The organism is Streptomyces sp. NPDC056580, assembly GCF_042793175.1.
In the GTDB taxonomy this organism is placed as follows: domain Bacteria; phylum Actinomycetota; class Actinomycetes; order Streptomycetales; family Streptomycetaceae; genus Streptomyces.
Genome location: NZ_JBHTVE010000013.1, coordinates 200,609 through 218,145, shown reverse-complemented (window position 1 = coordinate 218,145; position 17,537 = coordinate 200,609). Strand labels below are relative to the sequence as shown.

Sequence of the window (17,537 nt, the reverse complement as noted above, 5' to 3'; positions counted from 1 at the left end):
TGCTGACCAGCGGCTGTGTGCCGTGAGTATGCCCGATCGGCGACCTCCCGTCACCAGTTAACGACCGCTTACTCCAGGATTCCAGCCGAAGCGTTATCGACCTTCGGAATTGGTCCGCACCATTGACCTATTGGTCTAGTCCTCCTACTGTGCATGACCAACGCTTTACCGCGTTCATGCCAATCGGCGCGCGTTCCCCTCTCCCCCACGAGGAGCCACCCGATGCACACTCCCCACCGCCCTCGCACCCGGTTCCGGGCGCTGGTCGCCGTCGCGTGTTCGGCCGTCCTCGGCGCCGGGCTGCTGGCCGGCGCCGGTACCGCCACGGCCGCCGTCCCGGCCGCCCCGCACCTCAAGGCCGGTTCCAAGGTCGTTGGCTACTTCACCGAATGGGGCACCTACGACCGCAAGTACTACGTCAAGAACATCGAGACCTCGGGCTCGGCGGCCAAGCTGACCCACATCAACTACGCCTTCGGCAACGTCACCGGCGGCAAGTGCGCCATGGGCGACTCCTACGCCGCGACCGACCGCGCCTACACCGCCGCCGAGTCCGTCGACGGCGTGGCCGACACCTGGGACCAGCCGCTGCGCGGCAACTTCAACCAGTTGCTGAAGCTGAAGAAGAAGCACCCCGGCCTCAAGGTGCTGTGGTCGTTCGGCGGCTGGACCTGGTCCGGCGGCTTCGGCGAGGCGGCGAAGAACCCGGCCGCCTTCGCCCAGTCCTGCTACGACCTGGTGAAGAACCCCAAGTGGGCGGGTGTCTTCGACGGCATCGACATCGACTGGGAGTACCCGAACGCCTGCGGCAACACCTGCGACACCAGCGGCCGGGAGGCCTTCAGGAACGTCATGGCCGCCCTGCGGTCGAAGTTCGGCACCGGCAGCCTGGTCACCGCGGCGATCACCGCTGACGCCACCAGCGGCGGCAAGATCGACGCGGCGAACTACGCGGGCGCGGCGCAGTACGTCGACTGGTACAACCCGATGACCTACGACTACTTCGGCGCCTGGGACGCGGCCGGCCCGACCGCCCCGCACTCGCCGCTGAACTCCTACGCGGGCATCCCGAAGGCCGACTTCCACACCTCGGCGACCATCGCCAAGCTCAAGGGCCTCGGCGTCCCGGCCTCGAAGCTGCTGCTCGGCATCGGCTTCTACGGCCGCGGCTGGACCGGGGTCACCCAGGCGGCGCCGGGCGGCACGGCGACCGGACCGGCGGCGGGCACCTACGAGCAGGGCATCGAGGACTACAAGGTACTGAAGACCAAGTGCCCGGCCACCGGCACCGTGGGCGGCACCGCCTACGCCAAGTGCGGGAGCAACTGGTGGAGTTACGACACCCCGGCGACCATCGGCACGAAGATGGCCTACAAGAACCAGCAGGGTCTCGGCGGCACGTTCTTCTGGGAGCTGAGCGGCGACACGGCGAACGGTGAGCTGATCAAGGCGATCGGCTAGCCCGGGCCGCGGCGGCGTCCGGGCGTGGGGCGGAGGATCACCGGCCTTCGCTCCACGCCCGTTTCCGGGCCCGCCTCAGGCCTGCGGCGCGTCGCGGCGCGCGGGCGGCGGCGCGGGGTAGGCCGGGTCCAGCTCCTCGACGGCGCGCAGTACCCCGCCGAGCGTCTTCGCCAGCAGGTCGCGCATGGTGTCGCGGGACAGTTCGGGCCGGCCGATCCAGTCGAGGGTGGCGCCCTCCACACTGCACACCCAGGAGAGCAGCCCCATACGGGCCGGCGCGGCGATGTCGCGGCGGCCGTACGCCCCTTCGGCGATCGTGGCGACGATCGCCTCGCGGACGCCGTCCCGGATTGCGTGCACCTCGGTGTCGAAGCCGACCCCGCCGCTGACGATGGTGCGGTAGGCGGCCTGGTGGTGCTCGGCGAAGCGCAGGTAGGTGTCGATGGTGCGGTGGACCCGGTCCACGGCGGGCAGTTCGAGGCCGCCGGCGGCGAAGTCGACCAGGTCGGCGACGGAGGCGTGGATGATCGCCAGGTAGTAGCCGCGCTTCGACTGGAAGTAGTAGTAGATCAGCCCCTTGGCGACGTGCGCCTGCCGGGCGATGTCGTCCATGGACAGCGCGTCGTAGGACCTGTCGGCGAACAATTTCCGTCCGATGGCGATGAGTTCGGCGCGACGCGCCTCCGAACGCTCGGTGCCGCGCGCCCGGGGACGGACTACGGCACGCTGTGGACGCATATTCACTCTCGACCCTGGTCTAGGAGGTCGGCAGGACATCCGCAGTATGTCAGAACATGCCGGCCCGACGCGGGGCCGTTTCAGAGCAGGCCGAGGCGCGTCACCAGCACCGCGATCACCAGGACGAGCACCCAGCCCATGATGTGCTCGAGGATCTCCGGGCCGTCGTCCTTCGGGCCCCCGGTGCGGACGCGGGTGGCGGTGGCCGGGTGTGCGGTCATGGTCTTCTCGCAATGGTCGGACGGGCAGAAGCGGAATCCCCCCACCCGTTCGTCCACCTTGCCACTCGCGACCCCGTCCGCGGCGGAGACGTTGCTCACACGGCCCCGATCAGCACACCCCCACCGCCGCGAGCGCCTTGCGCTGACGCGCGCTCGGGTGGGCCGGGAAGTAGAGGTAGCAGACCCCGCCCGTGCCGCTCCTGACCTTGCCGTTCGCGTCGTACCGCTTGGTACGCAGCCAGATGTTCTCGAACTCCCGCCGCAGGTACACCCGCCGGACGGCCTCGTCGCTCGGCGAGGCCGGGTCGTTGGCGATCACATCGCCGTCGGCCGTGAAGCCGATCACGGTCATGAGGTGGCCCGAGGTGCCGTACCCGGCGCCGGTCAGCTCGGTCTTGAGGAAGGACTGGGACGTTATGGCCGGGATGCCGGCCGCGACCAGGGTCTCCAGGTCGGTGAGCGAGGAGAGCCGGGTGACCACTCCCTGCAGGCCGTCGAAGGTGGCCGCGTAGGCGGCGTTGAACGGCCAGTTGCCGCAGCCCTCGTACTGGTGGTCGTAGGTGTGGCGGGCCGCGTGGTCCACCTGCGGGTCGGCGTAGGACGGGTCGACCCAGGACAGTTGCTCGGGGGTCAGCCGGCCGCCCCAGTACTCGATGATCATCTGGGAGGAGGTGGGGCTGCACCAGGCCTCGCCGCCGTTGTCGTACTCCGGGTACTGGCCCTTGTGGATCTCCTGCGAGTAGCGCGGGACGGCCAGTTCCCGGGTGAGGGCGGGCGCGGAGGCGGGAACGGTGAAGCGGTCCGGGATGTCGGAGCCCATGGCGCCGAGCCGCCAGACGGTCGGGGTCAGGCGGGTGCCGGGCTTGCGGTACAGCGTGAGGCGCAGCCGGTAGGAGACCAGGCGCAGGCCGCTGCTCGCGTCGTCGATGGCGAAGGTGTCGGTCCAGATCGAGCTCTTGCCGTCGGACTGGTCGTCCACGGAGGTGCGCTTGATGTCCTGGTCGCCTGCGGCCCAGCGGCCCATCACGTACCAGGGGGTGTCCGTGCCGTCGGAGTACGTGCCGCCCAGCTCGACCTGCAGCCAGGTGCCCTCGGGGGTGTGCGCGTTCCAGGAGGCGACGACCTCGGTCGCGGGCACGGCGAGCCGGTGCACCGGCGAGGTCCAGGTCGCGTACTCCCAGGTGGCGGTCTGGCCGGTGTGCGGGTCGGTGTAGTCGGTCCGGCCGGCGGCGGTCCCGATCTCGGCGCCGGGGCGGCGGCCCGGGACGGCCCGGACGCCCTCCGCGCTGCCGCCGCGCCAGTCGCGGTACGAGGTCCAGGCGTGGTAGTCGATGGGGCGGCCCGGCGCGGCGGCGGTGTCGGTGCCGGCGGGCGCCGGTGCGGTGGCGGCGGCCGCCGGCATGGTTCCCGAGGCGACGGCGGCGACCACCGCGGCGGCGAGAACGGTTCGGCGGGAGGGCTGCTGGGCTTGGCTCATGGGCGCGGGTACCCCCAGGTGTCCGGTTCGGGGCTGGTGCTGTTGGTGCGCCAACTATGAACGCAGACGGCATGCCCCTGCCAGCACTTCCGACGTATGGCGTGCCACCAATATTGGTCTAGAACAGTGATGGGACCTGCGCGGGCGCGCCGTTCGGGCCCCGGGGGGAGCGCCGCGGCCCCGGCGCGGGCGGTGTGCCGTGCGCCGGGGCCGTGTCGTCCGGCGGGCCGGACGAGCCGTCCGGCGGGTCAGATGAGATCCATCGCGGCCACCTCGTCGGGGCGGCCGTAGCTGACCGGCCCCTGGAAGCGGCGGCGGGCGGTGGCGAACCACCAGACCGTGGCCACGAGCAGGACGACGGCCAGCGCGATCGGCGCGTAGTTGAAGGAGTCGAGCGTGATGGGCGAGGCCTGCGGCAGCATGAACAGCACGCTGCTGAGCAGGATCCAGGTCACCGCGAGCCAGCCGATCGGCTTGCCCCAGCGGCCCAGGTGCCAGGGGCCGGGCTGGAACTCGTCGCCGAGCCGCAGCCGCAGGAAGACCGGCACGGCGTAGGCGAGGAACAGCCCGACCACGTTGACGCTCACGATGGCGGTGAACGCCGTGTGCGACCACCAGCCGGGGATCACCAGGGCGAGCGAGCAGCCCACCGCGAGCCACACCGCCTTGACCGGCGTCCGGGTGCGCAGCGAGACCGTGTGCCACCAGCGGGAGCCGGGCATGGCGCCGTCCCGGGAGAAGGCGAAGATCTGCCGGGTGTTGCTGGTGAGGTTGGCGAGACCGCAGAAGAGCATGGCGCCGATGACGATGAGGAGCATCACCTTGGCGGCGTCGAGGCCGAGGCCGTCGATGAGGATCTGGACGGGCGGCGCGGCCGAACCGGCCACCTTGCCGTAGTCGCCGATGCTGTAGACCAGCGCCAGCATGAGGATCAGGCCGGTGATCGCCGAATAGCCGATGGCACGGGTGATGCCCTTCGGCGCGTTGACCGTCGCCTGGACCGTTTCCTCGGACATGTGGAAGCTGCCGTCGAAGCCGGTGAACGTCCAGCTCGTGACCAGCAGGCCGAGCATGCCGCCGTAAAGGCCGTTGGTGAAGCCGGTGTTGTTCTCGAAATGCGTCACGAACGACGCGGACTGATGATGATCGGGCATCACGATGAGTGCGGTCACGATCACCACGAGTCCGATCAGCAGCCACCAAACGGAAATTCGGTTCAGGAGGGCGACGAGCTGGACCGTGTAGGTGTTGGCGAGCCCCTGGACCACGATGATCACTGCCGTGATCAGGACGGTCTGGTGCGCGGTCGGCCGGTACGAGGGCCACTGCAGGGCTACGAAGGCCTGGATGAACGTGGCCGCCGCGTAGCCGGTGGCGGCGGTGCCGCCGATCTGGCCCACGAAGTTCAGCCAGCCGGTGAACCAGGACCAGGCGCCCTTGTGCCGCTTGGCGAGTTTGCCCGCCGAGAAATACAGCGCACCGCTCGTCGGATACGCCGACGCCACCTCTGCCATCGCCGCGCCGATGAACAGCACCATGACCGAGACGCCGATCCAGCCGAACACGAGAATACGGGGGCCGCCCGCGTTCATCCCGAATCCGAAGGACGAGAAAATACCCGAGAGGATGTTGATGATGGTGAAGGAGATCGCGAAATTGTCGAACGCCTTGAAACGGCGGGTGAGTTTCCGCGGATAACCCATCGCGTGCAGGGTCGCGTCGTCGTCGAGCACGGCCGCGTCCTCTCCCCCGCGGGCGTTCGCCCGTGGAGCCGATATCCGTTCCGACACAGATCGACCTTTCTCTTGGTGGGGGGCGGAGCAGGTACGGGGTCAGGCGGGTCCCGGGACGGGCAGGCCGCAGCCGCGCCGGGCCCGGGAGAGCTGTTCGGCGGGTTCGCCGAAGGCGCTCCAGGGCATGCGCGAGGCGTACGGGCCCATCGCCGTGAAGACCGCCCGGGCCTCGAACCCGCACTGGGCCATGACCAGCGCGTGCGCGAGGTAGGCCAGGTCGAGCACCGGGGTGAAGCGGTATCCGGCCACCGAGGGCAGCCAGTTGTGGTAGGCCGCGAGTGCCGTGGAGCGCCACTGGGGCTGCTCCCAGACGCGGTCGGCGAGCAGCTGGGTGGGGTTGTAGCTCTCGACCAGGGCGACCAGCGGCAGCAGCCGGAGGGCGGAGTCGGCGGGCGCCCGCTGGCTGAGGAAGGCGGCCACGTCCCAGGCCGCGTTGACCGAGCCGCCGTAGCGGGTGAAGAAGCAGGACAGGAAGCGGTGGTGGCCCTCGCGGTGCCACGGGTCGAGGGACAGTACGTGCGCGAACAGCCGCCAGGGACCGGGCGGGGCGGTCAGCAGCCCCTGCGGGGCGGGGTCGCGCAGCCGGTGCAGCCGGGCCATGGTCAGCTTGGCGACCCACGGGGTGGGGTCGTCCGGGGCCAGGGCCGCGGCCCGGTCGCAGGCGGTGAGCGCTATGCGCTCCAGCGCCTCGGCCCGTTCGTCGCGCGCGTCGGCGGCTCGCATCGCACGCTGTACGGCCACCCGCGCCCACAGCAGCGCAGCCTCGGGCGTCGGCTCCTCGGCCAGCCAGTGTTCGACGAGGTCGGTGCCGGCGGCCTCGGAGGCCAGCACCAGCGAGCGGTGGGCACGCAGGGCGAAGTCGGAACGGGTCTCGGCGAGGGCTTCGCCGGCACTCCGATAACGGCCGGCCCGCACATCGACGCATACGCGCGCCAGTACCCGGTCGTCGGCCGCCGGATGCCACACGTACTGCCCCTCGAATAACTCCGCGGCCATGTTCTCCTGTCCGTCCCCGTTACGATGCGCCGCACTCGCGCAGGAGGCACTTTACTCAGCGGCCGCCGTGCCCGGAACGCCGAATTTCACATATCGGTCAGCGGATTCAGTCGCCCAATCCATGGGAATGGCCGGTTGCCGGCCAGTAGTTCAAGAAGTGACGTTTTCTCGCTCCTCCCGCCCCCCGCGCCGCCCCGGTGGTGGCGCCGCTATGGGCCGCGCCTACACTGATTCCGGAAAACGCCGCGCACCGCACCACACCTCGGGAAGCACCATTCACGACCTCGCCGCCCGGCTGCGCGGACTGCCCCCGTCGCTGGGGCCGGTCCGCCTGATCGCCGTCGACGGGCACGCCGGGTCCGGCAAGTCCACCTTCGTCGGGCGGCTGGCCGCCGCGCTGAACAGGGCGCCGGTGCTCCACCTGGACGACTTCGCCAGCCACGAGCGGCTCTTCGAGTGGACCGAGCGGCTGACGGCGCAGGTGATCGGCCCGCTGTCCCGCGGCGAGAGCGCTCACTACGCCCCCTACGACTGGCGCGCCCGGACGTTCGGCCCGCCGCGGCCGCTGCCGCCCGCGCCCGTGATCGTCGTCGAGGGGGTCGGCGCCGGCCGCCGCGCCCTGCGGCCGCACCTGGCACGGCTGCTGTGGATGGAACTGCCGCGGGAGGAGTCCTGGGCGCGCGGCCGGCTGCGGGACGGTGAGGAGCAGCGCGAGTTCTGGGCCCGGTGGGTGGAGGCGGAGCACGCGCACTTCGCCGCGGACCCCTCGCGCCCCCATGCGGATCTCCTGGTGCACCAGACACCCGAGGGATACGAGGTGCTGCCGGGGCCCTGGGGCAGCCCTGGAGCGGACCGGGACATCACTCACGGTGACGGACCTTCCGCCGTGCGGTGAGCGCGCGAAGACCCCTGCGGGGGAACTTCCTTGAGTGCTCCGGGTCCGCTTGACCCGGGAGCCGTACAGGTCTTACGTTCTCAATGTGCGGCCATTCCTAGCCGCCCGCAGACGCGAAGCCCCCGGTTGTTCCCCCGTGACCGGGGGCTTCGTTCTGCCCCCCGGACCGCCCTCGCGGCCGTCCCGCGCACCGAATCGCTCACCCTGGGTCACCATTTCGGGTGCGCCCCGTCTGCACCCACCTCGCCGAACGGGCCGTGCGGCACCCTTCGGCACTCGGTGGCACCCCGGGTACGATGCCATCGGTGCGGCCTTCGAGCGACTGCCTCGCGCACCTGCAACTCCGGTCCGCGGCAGGGCGGTTCGACCGCGGCGGCCGTCGGGCGACTGCCCGGCGGTGAACCAACGGGGGCACGGTCTGTGGGGGACGTGATGGACTTCGGCACGCAGGGCCCCGAGGCCCCGGCCGACCTCGCCTGGCTGCGAGGTGTGGACGCCTACACGGTGGGCGCCTATCCCCAGGCGGAGGAGGAGTTCCGCGTCGCGGTCCGGATGGACCCGGGGATGGCGGACGCCTGGCTCGGACTGCATGCGCTGCGGGTGGACACGACCACCGCGCTGCTGCGGATGTACCGGCACCGGGACCGCTTCGGGGAGCAGCGCGCCCGGCACCGCCGCACCCTCAACTCCTGGTACTGGCTCGGCTGGTGGGTGCAGCCGGTGCTGGAGAGCCCCCGCGATCTGCTGCTGGCGCACGCCTCGCACTGGCTGGACGGCCGGCACGTCCCCGAGCTGGACCGGGCGCTCGCCGGACTGCCCCCGGTGGACACCGACCCGCAGGTCCGCTTCCTGCACGCCTGCCGCGCCTACCTGGTCAAGGACTGGGACCAGCTCGTACGGCACACCGACCCGCTGCTCGACGACGCTCTGCTCGGCATCGAGGCCGGCCTGTTCGGCGGCATGGCCCGGGTCCGCCTGGAGATGTACGGCCAGGCGGAGCCGCTGCTGGCGGCGGCCCTGATGCGCTGCCGCAGCGAGCAGCCGCAGCGCAAGGAGCTGCGGTACTGGCTGGCGCGGGCGCACGAGGGCACCGGCCGCAGCGCCGCCGCGCTGCCCCTGTACCGGGCGGTGCACCGCATCGACCCCGCCTTCATGGACACCTCGGCCCGGCTGGCGGCGATCGCCGAGGGCGACGGGTTCGACGATCCGGCCGGCCTCGCCGCGATCACCCTGACGGGTACCGGGGCGGACGCCCTGGACGGGCCGGACACGCTCGACCCGCTCTTCGGCACGGAGGGCCGTGATCTGCGGCTGACGGAGCCGGACCTGCCGACCGGGCCGCTGCCGTCGGTCTCCGACCCGATGGTGCGGGTGAAGAGCGGGGCGCCCTCCTCCGTCCTGCCGGCCGGGCCGACCGATCCCGCGTTACTCGAGGAGGCGCTCGCCGAGCTGGAGCGGATGGTGGGGCTCGAGCCGGTCAAGCGCCAGGTCAAGGCGTTGTCCGCGCAGTTGAACATGGCGCGGCTGCGGGCCGGGCAGGGGTTGCCGGTGCAGCCGCCGAAGCGGCACTTCGTCTTCTCGGGGCCGTCGGGGACCGGGAAGACCACGGTGGCGCGGATCCTCGGGCGCGTCTTCTACGCGCTGGGGCTGCTCGGCGGCGACCACCTGGTGGAGGCGCAGCGGGCCGACCTCGTCGGGGAGTACCTGGGGCAGACGGCCGTGAAGGCCAACGAGCTGATCGACTCCGCGATCGGCGGGGTGCTGTTCGTGGACGAGGCGTACTCGCTGTCCAACTCCGGGTACGGCAAGGGGGACGCGTACGGCGACGAGGCGCTGCAGGTGCTGCTGAAGCGGGCCGAGGACAACCGGGACCACCTGGTGGTGATCCTGGCCGGCTACCCGGAGGGCATGGACCGGCTGCTGACCGCGAACCCCGGGCTCTCCTCCCGCTTCACCACGCGGGTCGACTTCCCCTCCTACCGGCCGCTTGAGCTCACCGAGATCGGCAGGGTGCTCGCGGCGGAGAACGGGGACGTGTGGGACGAGGAGGCGCTGGAGGAGCTGCGGTCCATCGCGGGGCACGTGGTCGACCAGGGGTGGATCGACGAGCTGGGGAACGGGCGGTTCCTGCGGACGCTGTACGAGAAGAGCTGTGCGTACCGGGACCTGCGGCTGTCGGGGTATCCGGGGGCGCTGTCCCGAGGGGACCTGGCGACGTTGCGGCTGCCGGATCTGATGCAGGCCTACGGCGAGGTGCTGTCCGGGCGGGGGCCGCAGGATCCTTCGGCTCTGTAGGGGCCGGCCGCCGGACGGGCCGTGCGGGAAGGTGCCGCCCCCAGCGGCGAGCGTGCCCGCGGCCGGGTAGCCCTGTGGCCGGCGCGTGCCCGCGGCCGGGCAGCCCGGTGCCTGCGGCTGCGGCGGCACGGGTGCCGGCAGCCGCGGGCCCGGCGGTGACGCACGGGTGGGGGTGGTGCGCTGGGGTGCCGCACCACCGTGGGGGTCAGGCCATGGCCTGTTCCGGGTCTCCGGTCGCCCTGGGCTCGGTGAGCTCCGTGTCCGGCAGTTCACGGTGGGCCGGGTCGCGGACCTCGCCGACCAGGAGTTCCAGGGCGTCCTCCAGGGCCACCAGGCCGAGGATCCGGCCCGAGGCGTCGGCGACCTGGGCCAGGTGGGTGGCCGCCCGGCGCATGACGGTCAGGGCGTCGTCCAGCGGGAGTTCCGCGCGGAGCGTGGTCATGGGCCGCCACACGTGCTGGGGGACGGCCCGGTCGGAGTCCTCCAGGTCGAGGACGTCCTTCACGTGGACGTACCCCATGAAGGGGCCCTTGTCCCCCGCCGCGACCGGGAAGCGGGAGTAGCCGGTGCGGGCGGTCAGCTCGACGATCTCCCCCGGGGTGACCGACGGCGGCACCGTGATCAGGGACTCGCGCCGCAGCAGGACGTCCGTCACCGGGCGCGAGCCCAGCTCCAGCGCGTCCTCCAGGCGCTCCTGCTCCTCGGGGTCCAGCAGGCCCGCCTGGCCGGAGTCCTCCAGCAGGCGGTTGAGCTGCTCGCTGGTGACGACGGCCTCGACCTCGTCCTTGGGCTCGACGCGGAACAGCCGCAGGATGCCCTGGGCGCAGGCGCCGAGGGCCACCGTGATCGGCCGGCACACCCGGGCGAAGGCGACGAGCCCAGGGCTGAGCCACAGCGCGGCCTTCTCAGGGGCCGCCATCGCCAGGTTCTTCGGCACCATCTCGCCGATGACGAGGTGGAAGAAGACCACCGCGGCGAGGGCGATGACGTAGCCGAGCGGGTGGACCGTGCCGGCCGGCAGGTGGATCCACTCGAAGACCGGCTCCAGCAGGTGCGCGACGGTGGGCTCGGCGACCGCGCCGAGGGTCAGCGAGCAGACGGTGATGCCGAACTGGGCGGCGGCCATCATCTGCGGCAGCCGCTCCAGGCCGTACAGCACCTGCCGGGCCCGGGCGGTGCCCAGCGGCTCGATCTGGCTGCGGCGGACGGAGACGAGCGCGAACTCGGCGCCGACGAAGAATCCGTTGGCGAGGACGAGCAGGGCGGCGAGGACCAGTTGGAAGACGCTCATCGGACGGCCTCCATGACGTTCACGGCCGGGACCGTGCGGACCAGGCGGACCCGCTCGGCGCGGTAGTGGCCCACCTGGCGCACGGAGAGCCGCCAGCCGGGCAGTTCGGCCCGGTCGCCGGGGGCCGGGATGCGGCCGAGCAGGTCGGCGACGAGTCCGGCGACGGTCTCGTAGGGCCCCTCGGGCACGTCGAGGCCTATGCGCCTGAGGATGTCGACGCGGCAGCCGCCGTCCACGTCCCAGGCCGGCCGGCCGTCCTCGGGCGGCGCGGGGGCCAGTTCCGGGGCGTCCTTGGCGTCGTGCTCGTCGCGGACCTCGCCGACGAGCTCCTCGACGATGTCCTCCAGGGTGACCACGCCGGCCGTGCCGCCGTACTCGTCCACGACGACCGCGATGGGCTGCTCGCTGCGCAGCCGGGCGAGGAGGGGCTGGACGGGCAGCGTCTCGGGCACCAGGAGCGCCCGGCGCGCGATACGGCCGACCGGGGTACGCAGCCGGTCGGCCGCGGGGACCGCGAGCGCGTCCTTGAGGTGGGCCATGCCGACCACGTCGTCGATCTTCTCCCGGTAGACGGGGAAGCGGGACAGCCCGGTGGCCCGGGTCAGGTTGACCACGTCCTCGGCGGTGGCCGAGTCCTGCAGGGCGCTGACCTTCACCCGGGGGGTCATGACGTGCTGCGCGGTCAGCTCGCCGAGGGACAGGGTGCGCACGAACAGGTCGGCCGTGTCCTGCTCCAGGGCGCCGGCCTGCGCGGAGTGCCGGGCCAGGGAGACCAGTTCGCCCGGGGTGCGGGCGGAGGCCAGCTCGTCGGCGGGCTCGACGCCGAGGGCGCGCACCAGCCGATTGGCGACGGTGTTCAGCGCGGAGATCACCGGGCGGAACAGCCGGGAGAACAGGTGCTGGGGGCCCGCGACGAAGCGCGCGACCTGGAGGGGCCGCGACACCGCCCAGTTCTTGGGCACGAGTTCGCCGATCACCATCTGGATCGCGGAGGCCAGCAGCATGCCGGTGACCACGGCCACGCCGGAGACGGCGCCCTGGGGGACGCCGATCGCCGTGAACGGGCCGCGCAGCAGCGCGGCCAGGGCCGGTTCGGCGAGCATGCCGACGACCAGGGAGGTGATGGTGATGCCGAGCTGGGTGCCGGAGAGCTGGAAGGAGAGCTCCTTCAGCGACTCCACGACCGTGCCGGCGCGCTCGTCGCCGTCGGCGGCGGCCTGCTCGGCTTCGGGGCGCTCGACCGTCACCAGGCCGAATTCGGCGGCCACGAAGAAGCCGTTGGCCAGGATCAGCAGGAAGGCCGCTGCGAGGAGCAGCAAGGGGGTGGTCATGATGCCGCCGCCTCCATGAGCTGTGGGGAGGGGGCGGCGCAGGTACTACAGGACGATCCGTCCATCGCCGGAGGGGGTCACTCCTCGGGTAGCAGGAACCCCTGTGCACCGGGCGCGGCGCCACAGGGGTGGAGGCGCGACGAAAACGCCTCCGTCTCCAGATTAATCAAGACACGGGGAACTGTGGCAGGGCGAACGCCCCCGAGTCATCCCCGATCTTCGCCGGCCGCGGCCGTCGAGCGGGCCTCGGCGAGCGCCCGGAGGGCCCGCGCGTCGGCGATGGCGCGCTGCTTGGCGATCCCCGGCTGGATGCCGAGCGCGGGCAGGCTGGTGCCGTCGCTGAGGTTGAGGAACACCCAGGGATCGCCCGGACGGAGGTTCACCTGGAGGATCTCCGCCCAGGCCAGGCGGCGTGTGCTGGCGATGTTGACGACGGTGACGCCGGACTCGTCGGCGACCACCTTGATCCGGGCGAGCTGGGCCAGCGCCCAGAAGATGAGCGCGCCGGTGACGAAGAAGCTGGCCCGCTCGCCGGGACCGAGGTCGAGCAGCAGGGCGACCCCCGAGATGACCAGGAGGATCACCACACCGGCGGTGAGCAGGATCACCCGCGTGTGGCCCGGCCGGAAGGTCACGGGGAGGGAGGGAAGCTCGGACATCTGTTCGCGTGTCCCTTACAGGCGGCAGGCGTGGATGGCGGTGGTCAGGATGGCCCGGGCGCCGATCTCGTAGAGGTCGTCCATGATCCGCTGCGCCTCCTTGGCGGGGACCATGGCGCGGACGGCGACCCAGCCCTCGTTGTGCAGCGGGGAGACGGTCGGCGACTCGAGGCCGGGGGTGAGCGCGACGGCCTTCTCGAGCTGCTCGACACGGCAGTCGTAGTCCATCATCACGTAGGTCCGGGCGACCAGGACGCCCTGGAGGCGGCGCAGGAACTGCTGGACCTTGGGCTCCTCGACGTCGGCGCCGGTGCGGCGGATGACGACGGCCTCGGACTTCATGATGGGCTCGCCGAACACCTCGAGGCCCGCGTTGCGCAGGCTGGTGCCGGTCTCGACGACGTCGGCGATGACCTCGGCGACGCCCAGCTCGATGGCGGTCTCGACGGCGCCGTCGAGGTGCACCACGGAGGCGTCGACGCCGCTGTCGGCGAGGTGCCCGGCGACGATGCCCTCGTAGGAGGTGGCGACCGTCCGGCCCTTGAGGTCCGCCACGCCCGTCGCGGTGCCGGGCTTGGCGGCGAAGCGGAAGGTGGAGCGGGCGAACCCGAGCGGCAGGATCTCCTCGGCGTCGGCGCCGGAGTCGACCAGCAGGTCGCGGCCGGTGATGCCGATGTCGAGCCGGCCGGAGGAGACGTAGATCGCGATGTCACGGGGGCGGAGGTAGAAGAACTCGACCTCGTTCACCGGGTCGACGATCCGCAGTTCCTTGGACTCCCGGCGCTGCTGGTAGCCGGCCTCATGCAACATCTCCGCCGCAGGGCCGGACAGGGAACCCTTGTTGGGGACGGCGATGCGCAGCATGAGGTCGGCTTCCTTTGCGTTCGGTCAGACGGGGGACGGTGAGCCGCGCGGCTCACAGGTGGGCGTAGACGTCGTCCAGGGAGATGCCGCGGGCGACCATCATCACCTGGACGTGGTAGAGGAGCTGCGAGATCTCCTCGGCGGCCGCCTCCTTGCCCTCGTACTCGGCGGCCATCCACACCTCGGCGGCCTCCTCGACGACCTTCTTGCCGATGGCATGGACACCCTTCCCGACCAGCTCTGCGGTGCGGGAGGTGGCGGGATCGCCCTGGGCGGCCTTGTGCTGGAGCTCGGTGAAGAGCTCCTCGAACGTCTTCTTGGACATGGTGGTGCCCACCCTACGCGGTGCGGGCGGCTCCTCAGTGCCAGGGTTCGGATACCGAGCGGAGCGTGGTCGCGGTCGCGACCGCCGCGGTGACCGCCTCGTGACCCTTGTCCTCGCTGGAGCCCTCGATGCCGGCCCGGTCCAGGGCCTGCTCCTCGGTGTCGCAGGTGAGCACGCCGAAGCCGACGGGGACCCCGGTCTCGACCGAGACCTGGGTGAGGCCCTGGGTGACGCCCTGGCACACATAGTCGAAGTGGGGGGTTCCGCCGCGGATCACGACGCCGAGCGCGACCACGGCGTCGTAGCCGCGGCCCGCGAGGACCTTGGCGGCGACCGGGAGCTCGAAGCTGCCGGGGACCCGGATCAGGGTCGGCTCGTCGATCCCCAGCTCGCGCAGGGCGCGCAGGGCGCCGTTCACCAGGCCGTCCATCACCTTCTCGTGCCACTGCGCCGCGATGACGGCGACCCTGAGGTCGCTCGCGCCCCGTACGGACAGCTCCGGTGCACCCTTGCCGCTCACATCTCTCCTCTGTGCCGTTCGCTTACTGGTTGCCGCAGGTGGACGCGGGCGCGGCCGCCGAGGCGGCCACGGCCGGGGCGTCCAGCCAGGGCAGATCGTGTCCCATCCGGTCCCGCTTGGTGCGCAGGTACCGGAGGTTGTGCTCGCCCGCCTGCACGGGCATCGGCTCGCGGCCGGTGACCTTCAGGCCGTGGCACAGCAACGCGTCGGTCTTGTCGGGGTTGTTGGTCATCAGCCGGACGCCGCGCACCCCGAGGTCGGCGAGGATGCGCGCGCCCGCGCCGTAGTCGCGGGCGTCCGCGGGCAGGCCGAGTTCGAGGTTGGCGTCGAGGGTGTCGTGGCCCTCCTCCTGCAGTTGGTAGGCGCGCAGCTTGGACAGCAGGCCGATGCCGCGCCCCTCGTGTCCGCGCAGGTAGACGACGACGCCCCGGCCCTCGGCCTGGATGCGTTCCAGGGCCGCGTCGAGCTGCGGGCCGCAGTCGCAGCGCAGGGAGGCGAAGACGTCGCCGGTGAGGCACTCGGAGTGGAGGCGGACCAGGACGTCCTCACCGTCGCCGATCTCGCCGTGGACGAGTGCGACGTGCTCGACACCGTCGACGGTGGACCGGTAGCCGTAGGCGGTGAAGGTGCCGTGCCTGGTGGGCAGCACGGTCTCGGCCTCGCGGCGGACGGTGGGCTCGCTGTCCCGGCGGTAGGCGATCAGGTCCTCGATGGAGATGATCGTCAGGCCGTGCTTGCGGGCGAACGGGATCAGCTCGGGCAGCCGCAGCATCCGGCCGTCCTCGCCGGCGATCTCCACGATGGCGCCGGCCGGGCGCAGGCCCGCGAGCCGGGCGAGGTCCACGGCGGCCTCGGTGTGGCCGTTGCGGGTGAGCACTCCGCCGGGCCTGGCGCGCAGCGGGAAGACATGGCCGGGGCGGACCAGGTCGGCGGGCCCGGCGGTGCCGCTCGCCAGCAGCTGGAGGGTGGTGGCGCGGTCGGCGGCCGAGATGCCGGTGCTGACCCCGTGCGCGGCGGAGGCGTCCACGGAGACGGTGAAGGCGGTCTTCATCGACTCGGTGTTGTCCTCGACCATCTGCGGCAGCCGCAGCCGGTCCAGTTCCGATCCCTCCATGGGGGCGCAGATCAGGCCCCGGCACTCGCTCATCATGAAGGCGACGATCTCGGGGGTGGCCTTCTCGGCGGCGATGACGAGGTCGCCCTCGTTCTCCCGGTCCTCGTCGTCGACGACCACGACCGGGCGGCCGGCCGCGATGTCGGCGACGGCCTGCTCGACCGGGTCGAGCCGGAAGTCCTCGATGCGGTCGGTGCCGTGGAGCAGAGGTGCCGGGTTCATGCGGGCGCTCCTTCCAGAACGGGTCGCGCGTCCTCGCGGGAGCGCAGCCACCAGTCGCGCATCCCCCACAGGACGAGTGCGCCGTAGATGACGTAGACGAACCCGGAGAAGGCGTAGCCGTTGGCGAAGTTGAGGGGTACTCCGACGAGGTCGACGAGCAGCCAGGCGATCCAGAACTCGACCATTCCCTTGGCCTGGGCGTACATGGCGACGACGGTGCCGACGAAGATGTAGGCGTCTGGCCAGGGGTCCCAGGAGAGGGACGGGTAGGCCTTGAACAGCAGGGCGACGGCGACGGTTCCGGCGGCGGCCGCGCCGAGCATCGCCGCCCGCTCGGCCCAACTGGCGAACCGGGGGGCGATGTGCCCGTCCGCGGCCCGGTCCTTCCTGCGCTGCCACTGCCACCAGCCGTACAGTGCGACGGCCATGACGACGGCCTGCTTGCCGGCGCTGCCGGCGAGGTGGCCGTAGAAGGCCCCGAAGAGGACGAGGCCGGACAGGAACTGCACGGGCCAGGTCCACAGGGAGCGGCGCCAGCCGAGGGCCAGGGTGATGAGGCCGAGGATGTTGCCGATCATGTCGGACCAGATGATGTGCTGGCCGAAGAGGGTGAAGGCCTCGGAGTTCATCCAGTTCACTTGCCGTCCCCCTGTCCGGCCGCGAGCAGCCGCTCGACGTACTTGGCGATGACGTCGACCTCGAGGTTGACCGGGTCGCCGGGCTGCTTGTGGCCGAGCGTGGTCAGGGCGAGGGTGGTCGGGATGAGGCTCACGGTGAAGAAGTCGGGGCCGGCGTCGACGACGGTGAGGCTGATGCCGTCGACGGTGATGGAGCCCTTCTCCACGACGTAGCGGGCGAGGTCCGCGGGCAGCGAGATCTTCACGATCTCCCAGTTGTCGGACGGCTTGCGCTCCAGGACCTGTCCGGTGCCGTCCACGTGGCCCTGCACGATGTGCCCGCCGAGGCGCGCGCCCACCGCGGTGGGGCGCTCAAGGTTGACGCGGGAGCCCACGCCGAGCGCGCCCAGGCTGGAGCGGTTCAGGGTCTCGGCCATGACGTCGGCGGTGAACTCGTCGTCCTCGTGGTCGACGACGGTGAGACAGACCCCGTTCACGGCGATGGAGTCGCCGTGCCGCGCGCCCTCGGTGACGACGGGGCCGCGGAGCCGGAAGCGGGACGCGTCGCCGAGATTCTCGACGGCGGTGACCTCACCCAGTTCTTCGACGATTCCGGTGAACACTTCCCGGGTCCTCCTGCCTCTTGGGGCACGGACTCCGGGGCCTGTCGAAGACGACAGAATGAACGGGAGGACGACTCCGGGGCGACGCCGGACAG

General features: G+C 71.6%; 17 protein-coding genes. 3 read left to right on the top strand and 14 right to left on the bottom strand.

Annotated features, from left to right (window positions below):
• Positions 1–222: 222 nt before the first annotated feature.
• Positions 223–1,461 (top strand): glycoside hydrolase family 18 protein, encoded by a 1,239-nt coding sequence (locus ACFQ9Z_RS28230; protein WP_383024648.1) that lies wholly within the window; start codon positions 223–225, stop codon positions 1,459–1,461.
• A gap of 75 nt (positions 1,462–1,536) precedes the next feature.
• On the opposite strand, the gene ACFQ9Z_RS28225 is transcribed toward ACFQ9Z_RS28230, so the two are convergent.
• The 5 genes from ACFQ9Z_RS28225 to ACFQ9Z_RS28205 all read right to left on the bottom strand — a co-directional run bounded on the left by ACFQ9Z_RS28225 (position 1,537) and on the right by ACFQ9Z_RS28205 (position 6,686).
• Complete coding sequence (locus tag ACFQ9Z_RS28225; RefSeq protein ID WP_383024645.1) at positions 1,537–2,199, bottom strand: TetR/AcrR family transcriptional regulator; 663 nt, start codon at positions 2,197–2,199, stop codon at positions 1,537–1,539.
• A gap of 80 nt (positions 2,200–2,279) precedes the next feature.
• Positions 2,280–2,519 carry an SCO1431 family membrane protein gene (locus ACFQ9Z_RS28220; RefSeq protein WP_383024641.1) on the bottom strand — a complete coding sequence of 80 codons (240 nt, stop codon included), beginning with the start codon at positions 2,517–2,519 and terminating at the stop codon, positions 2,280–2,282.
• 10 nt (positions 2,520–2,529) lie between these two features.
• Complete coding sequence (locus ACFQ9Z_RS28215) at positions 2,530–3,897, bottom strand: peptidase C39 family protein (RefSeq protein ID WP_383024637.1); 1,368 nt, start codon at positions 3,895–3,897, stop codon at positions 2,530–2,532.
• A gap of 248 nt (positions 3,898–4,145) precedes the next feature.
• Positions 4,146–5,687 (bottom strand): amino acid permease, encoded by a 1,542-nt coding sequence (locus ACFQ9Z_RS28210; protein ID WP_383024634.1) that lies wholly within the window; start codon positions 5,685–5,687, stop codon positions 4,146–4,148.
• A 42-nt stretch (positions 5,688–5,729) separates the two neighbouring features.
• On the bottom strand, positions 5,730–6,686 hold the full coding sequence (locus tag ACFQ9Z_RS28205; RefSeq protein WP_383024631.1) for a hypothetical protein: 957 nt from the start codon (positions 6,684–6,686) through the stop codon (positions 5,730–5,732).
• 211 nt (positions 6,687–6,897) lie between these two features.
• On the opposite strand from ACFQ9Z_RS28205, the gene ACFQ9Z_RS28200 reads away from it, so the two are divergent.
• A complete protein-coding gene (locus ACFQ9Z_RS28200) occupies positions 6,898–7,581 on the top strand; it encodes a uridine kinase (protein ID WP_383024626.1) in 684 nt (227 codons plus the stop codon).
• A 432-nt stretch (positions 7,582–8,013) separates the two neighbouring features.
• The gene (locus ACFQ9Z_RS28195) at positions 8,014–9,876 is read left to right on the top strand and encodes an AAA family ATPase (RefSeq protein ID WP_383024621.1); all 1,863 of its coding nucleotides are present in this window, start codon (positions 8,014–8,016) and stop codon (positions 9,874–9,876) included.
• Between the two features lie 205 nt (positions 9,877–10,081).
• Here ACFQ9Z_RS28195 and ACFQ9Z_RS28190 read toward each other — a convergent pair whose 3' ends face one another.
• The 9 genes from ACFQ9Z_RS28190 to ACFQ9Z_RS28150 form a co-directional block, all read right to left on the bottom strand.
• On the bottom strand, positions 10,082–11,167 hold the full coding sequence (locus ACFQ9Z_RS28190) for a hemolysin family protein (protein ID WP_383024616.1): 1,086 nt from the start codon (positions 11,165–11,167) through the stop codon (positions 10,082–10,084).
• Positions 11,164–12,498, bottom strand: a complete 1,335-nt coding sequence (locus tag ACFQ9Z_RS28185) for a hemolysin family protein (RefSeq protein WP_383024613.1) — start codon at positions 12,496–12,498, stop codon at positions 11,164–11,166. The genes ACFQ9Z_RS28190 and ACFQ9Z_RS28185 overlap by 4 nt, the downstream gene beginning before the upstream one ends.
• Positions 12,499–12,704: 206 nt before the next feature.
• Positions 12,705–13,157: a PH domain-containing protein gene (locus ACFQ9Z_RS28180; RefSeq protein WP_383024610.1), complete on the bottom strand. Its 453-nt coding sequence runs from the start codon at positions 13,155–13,157 to the stop codon at positions 12,705–12,707.
• 15 nt (positions 13,158–13,172) lie between these two features.
• The gene (gene hisG / locus ACFQ9Z_RS28175) at positions 13,173–14,021 is read right to left on the bottom strand and encodes an ATP phosphoribosyltransferase (RefSeq protein ID WP_020938796.1); all 849 of its coding nucleotides are present in this window, start codon (positions 14,019–14,021) and stop codon (positions 13,173–13,175) included.
• A gap of 52 nt (positions 14,022–14,073) precedes the next feature.
• Positions 14,074–14,346: a phosphoribosyl-ATP diphosphatase gene (locus ACFQ9Z_RS28170; RefSeq protein ID WP_019983911.1), complete on the bottom strand. Its 273-nt coding sequence runs from the start codon at positions 14,344–14,346 to the stop codon at positions 14,074–14,076.
• Positions 14,347–14,380: 34 nt separating this feature from the next.
• On the bottom strand, positions 14,381–14,866 hold the full coding sequence (ribH, locus tag ACFQ9Z_RS28165; protein WP_383024599.1) for a 6,7-dimethyl-8-ribityllumazine synthase: 486 nt from the start codon (positions 14,864–14,866) through the stop codon (positions 14,381–14,383).
• A 22-nt stretch (positions 14,867–14,888) separates the two neighbouring features.
• Entirely contained in the window at positions 14,889–16,202 is a 1,314-nt protein-coding gene (locus ACFQ9Z_RS28160) for a bifunctional 3,4-dihydroxy-2-butanone-4-phosphate synthase/GTP cyclohydrolase II (protein WP_383024592.1), read from the bottom strand.
• The gene (locus ACFQ9Z_RS28155) at positions 16,199–16,840 is read right to left on the bottom strand and encodes a nicotinamide riboside transporter PnuC (protein ID WP_383024589.1); all 642 of its coding nucleotides are present in this window, start codon (positions 16,838–16,840) and stop codon (positions 16,199–16,201) included. The genes ACFQ9Z_RS28160 and ACFQ9Z_RS28155 overlap by 4 nt, the downstream gene beginning before the upstream one ends.
• Positions 16,837–17,442 (bottom strand): riboflavin synthase, encoded by a 606-nt coding sequence (locus ACFQ9Z_RS28150; RefSeq protein WP_383024582.1) that lies wholly within the window; start codon positions 17,440–17,442, stop codon positions 16,837–16,839. Before ACFQ9Z_RS28150 ends, ACFQ9Z_RS28155 begins: the two co-directional genes overlap by 4 nt.
• Positions 17,443–17,537: the final 95 nt, after the last annotated feature.

Bases quoted from the DNA above. Each gene is read 5' to 3' on its own strand.
- ACFQ9Z_RS28160 (WP_383024592.1), bottom strand. From the start codon at position 16,202: ATGAACCCGGCACCTCTGCTCCACGGCACCGACCGCATCGAGGACTTC.
- ACFQ9Z_RS28170 (WP_019983911.1), bottom strand. From the start codon at position 14,346: ATGTCCAAGAAGACGTTCGAGGAGCTCTTCACCGAGCTCCAGCACAAG.
- ACFQ9Z_RS28205 (WP_383024631.1), bottom strand. From the start codon at position 6,686: ATGGCCGCGGAGTTATTCGAGGGGCAGTACGTGTGGCATCCGGCGGCC.
- ACFQ9Z_RS28225 (WP_383024645.1), bottom strand. From the start codon at position 2,199: ATGCGTCCACAGCGTGCCGTAGTCCGTCCCCGGGCGCGCGGCACCGAG.
- ACFQ9Z_RS28215 (WP_383024637.1), bottom strand. From the start codon at position 3,897: ATGAGCCAAGCCCAGCAGCCCTCCCGCCGAACCGTTCTCGCCGCCGCG.
- ACFQ9Z_RS28195 (WP_383024621.1), top strand. From the start codon at position 8,014: ATGGACTTCGGCACGCAGGGCCCCGAGGCCCCGGCCGACCTCGCCTGG.
- hisG (WP_020938796.1), bottom strand. From the start codon at position 14,021: ATGCTGCGCATCGCCGTCCCCAACAAGGGTTCCCTGTCCGGCCCTGCG.
- ACFQ9Z_RS28230 (WP_383024648.1), top strand. From the start codon at position 223: ATGCACACTCCCCACCGCCCTCGCACCCGGTTCCGGGCGCTGGTCGCC.
- ACFQ9Z_RS28190 (WP_383024616.1), bottom strand. From the start codon at position 11,167: ATGAGCGTCTTCCAACTGGTCCTCGCCGCCCTGCTCGTCCTCGCCAAC.
- ACFQ9Z_RS28185 (WP_383024613.1), bottom strand. From the start codon at position 12,498: ATGACCACCCCCTTGCTGCTCCTCGCAGCGGCCTTCCTGCTGATCCTG.
- ACFQ9Z_RS28180 (WP_383024610.1), bottom strand. From the start codon at position 13,157: ATGTCCGAGCTTCCCTCCCTCCCCGTGACCTTCCGGCCGGGCCACACG.
- ACFQ9Z_RS28200 (WP_383024626.1), top strand. From the start codon at position 6,898: ATGGGCCGCGCCTACACTGATTCCGGAAAACGCCGCGCACCGCACCAC.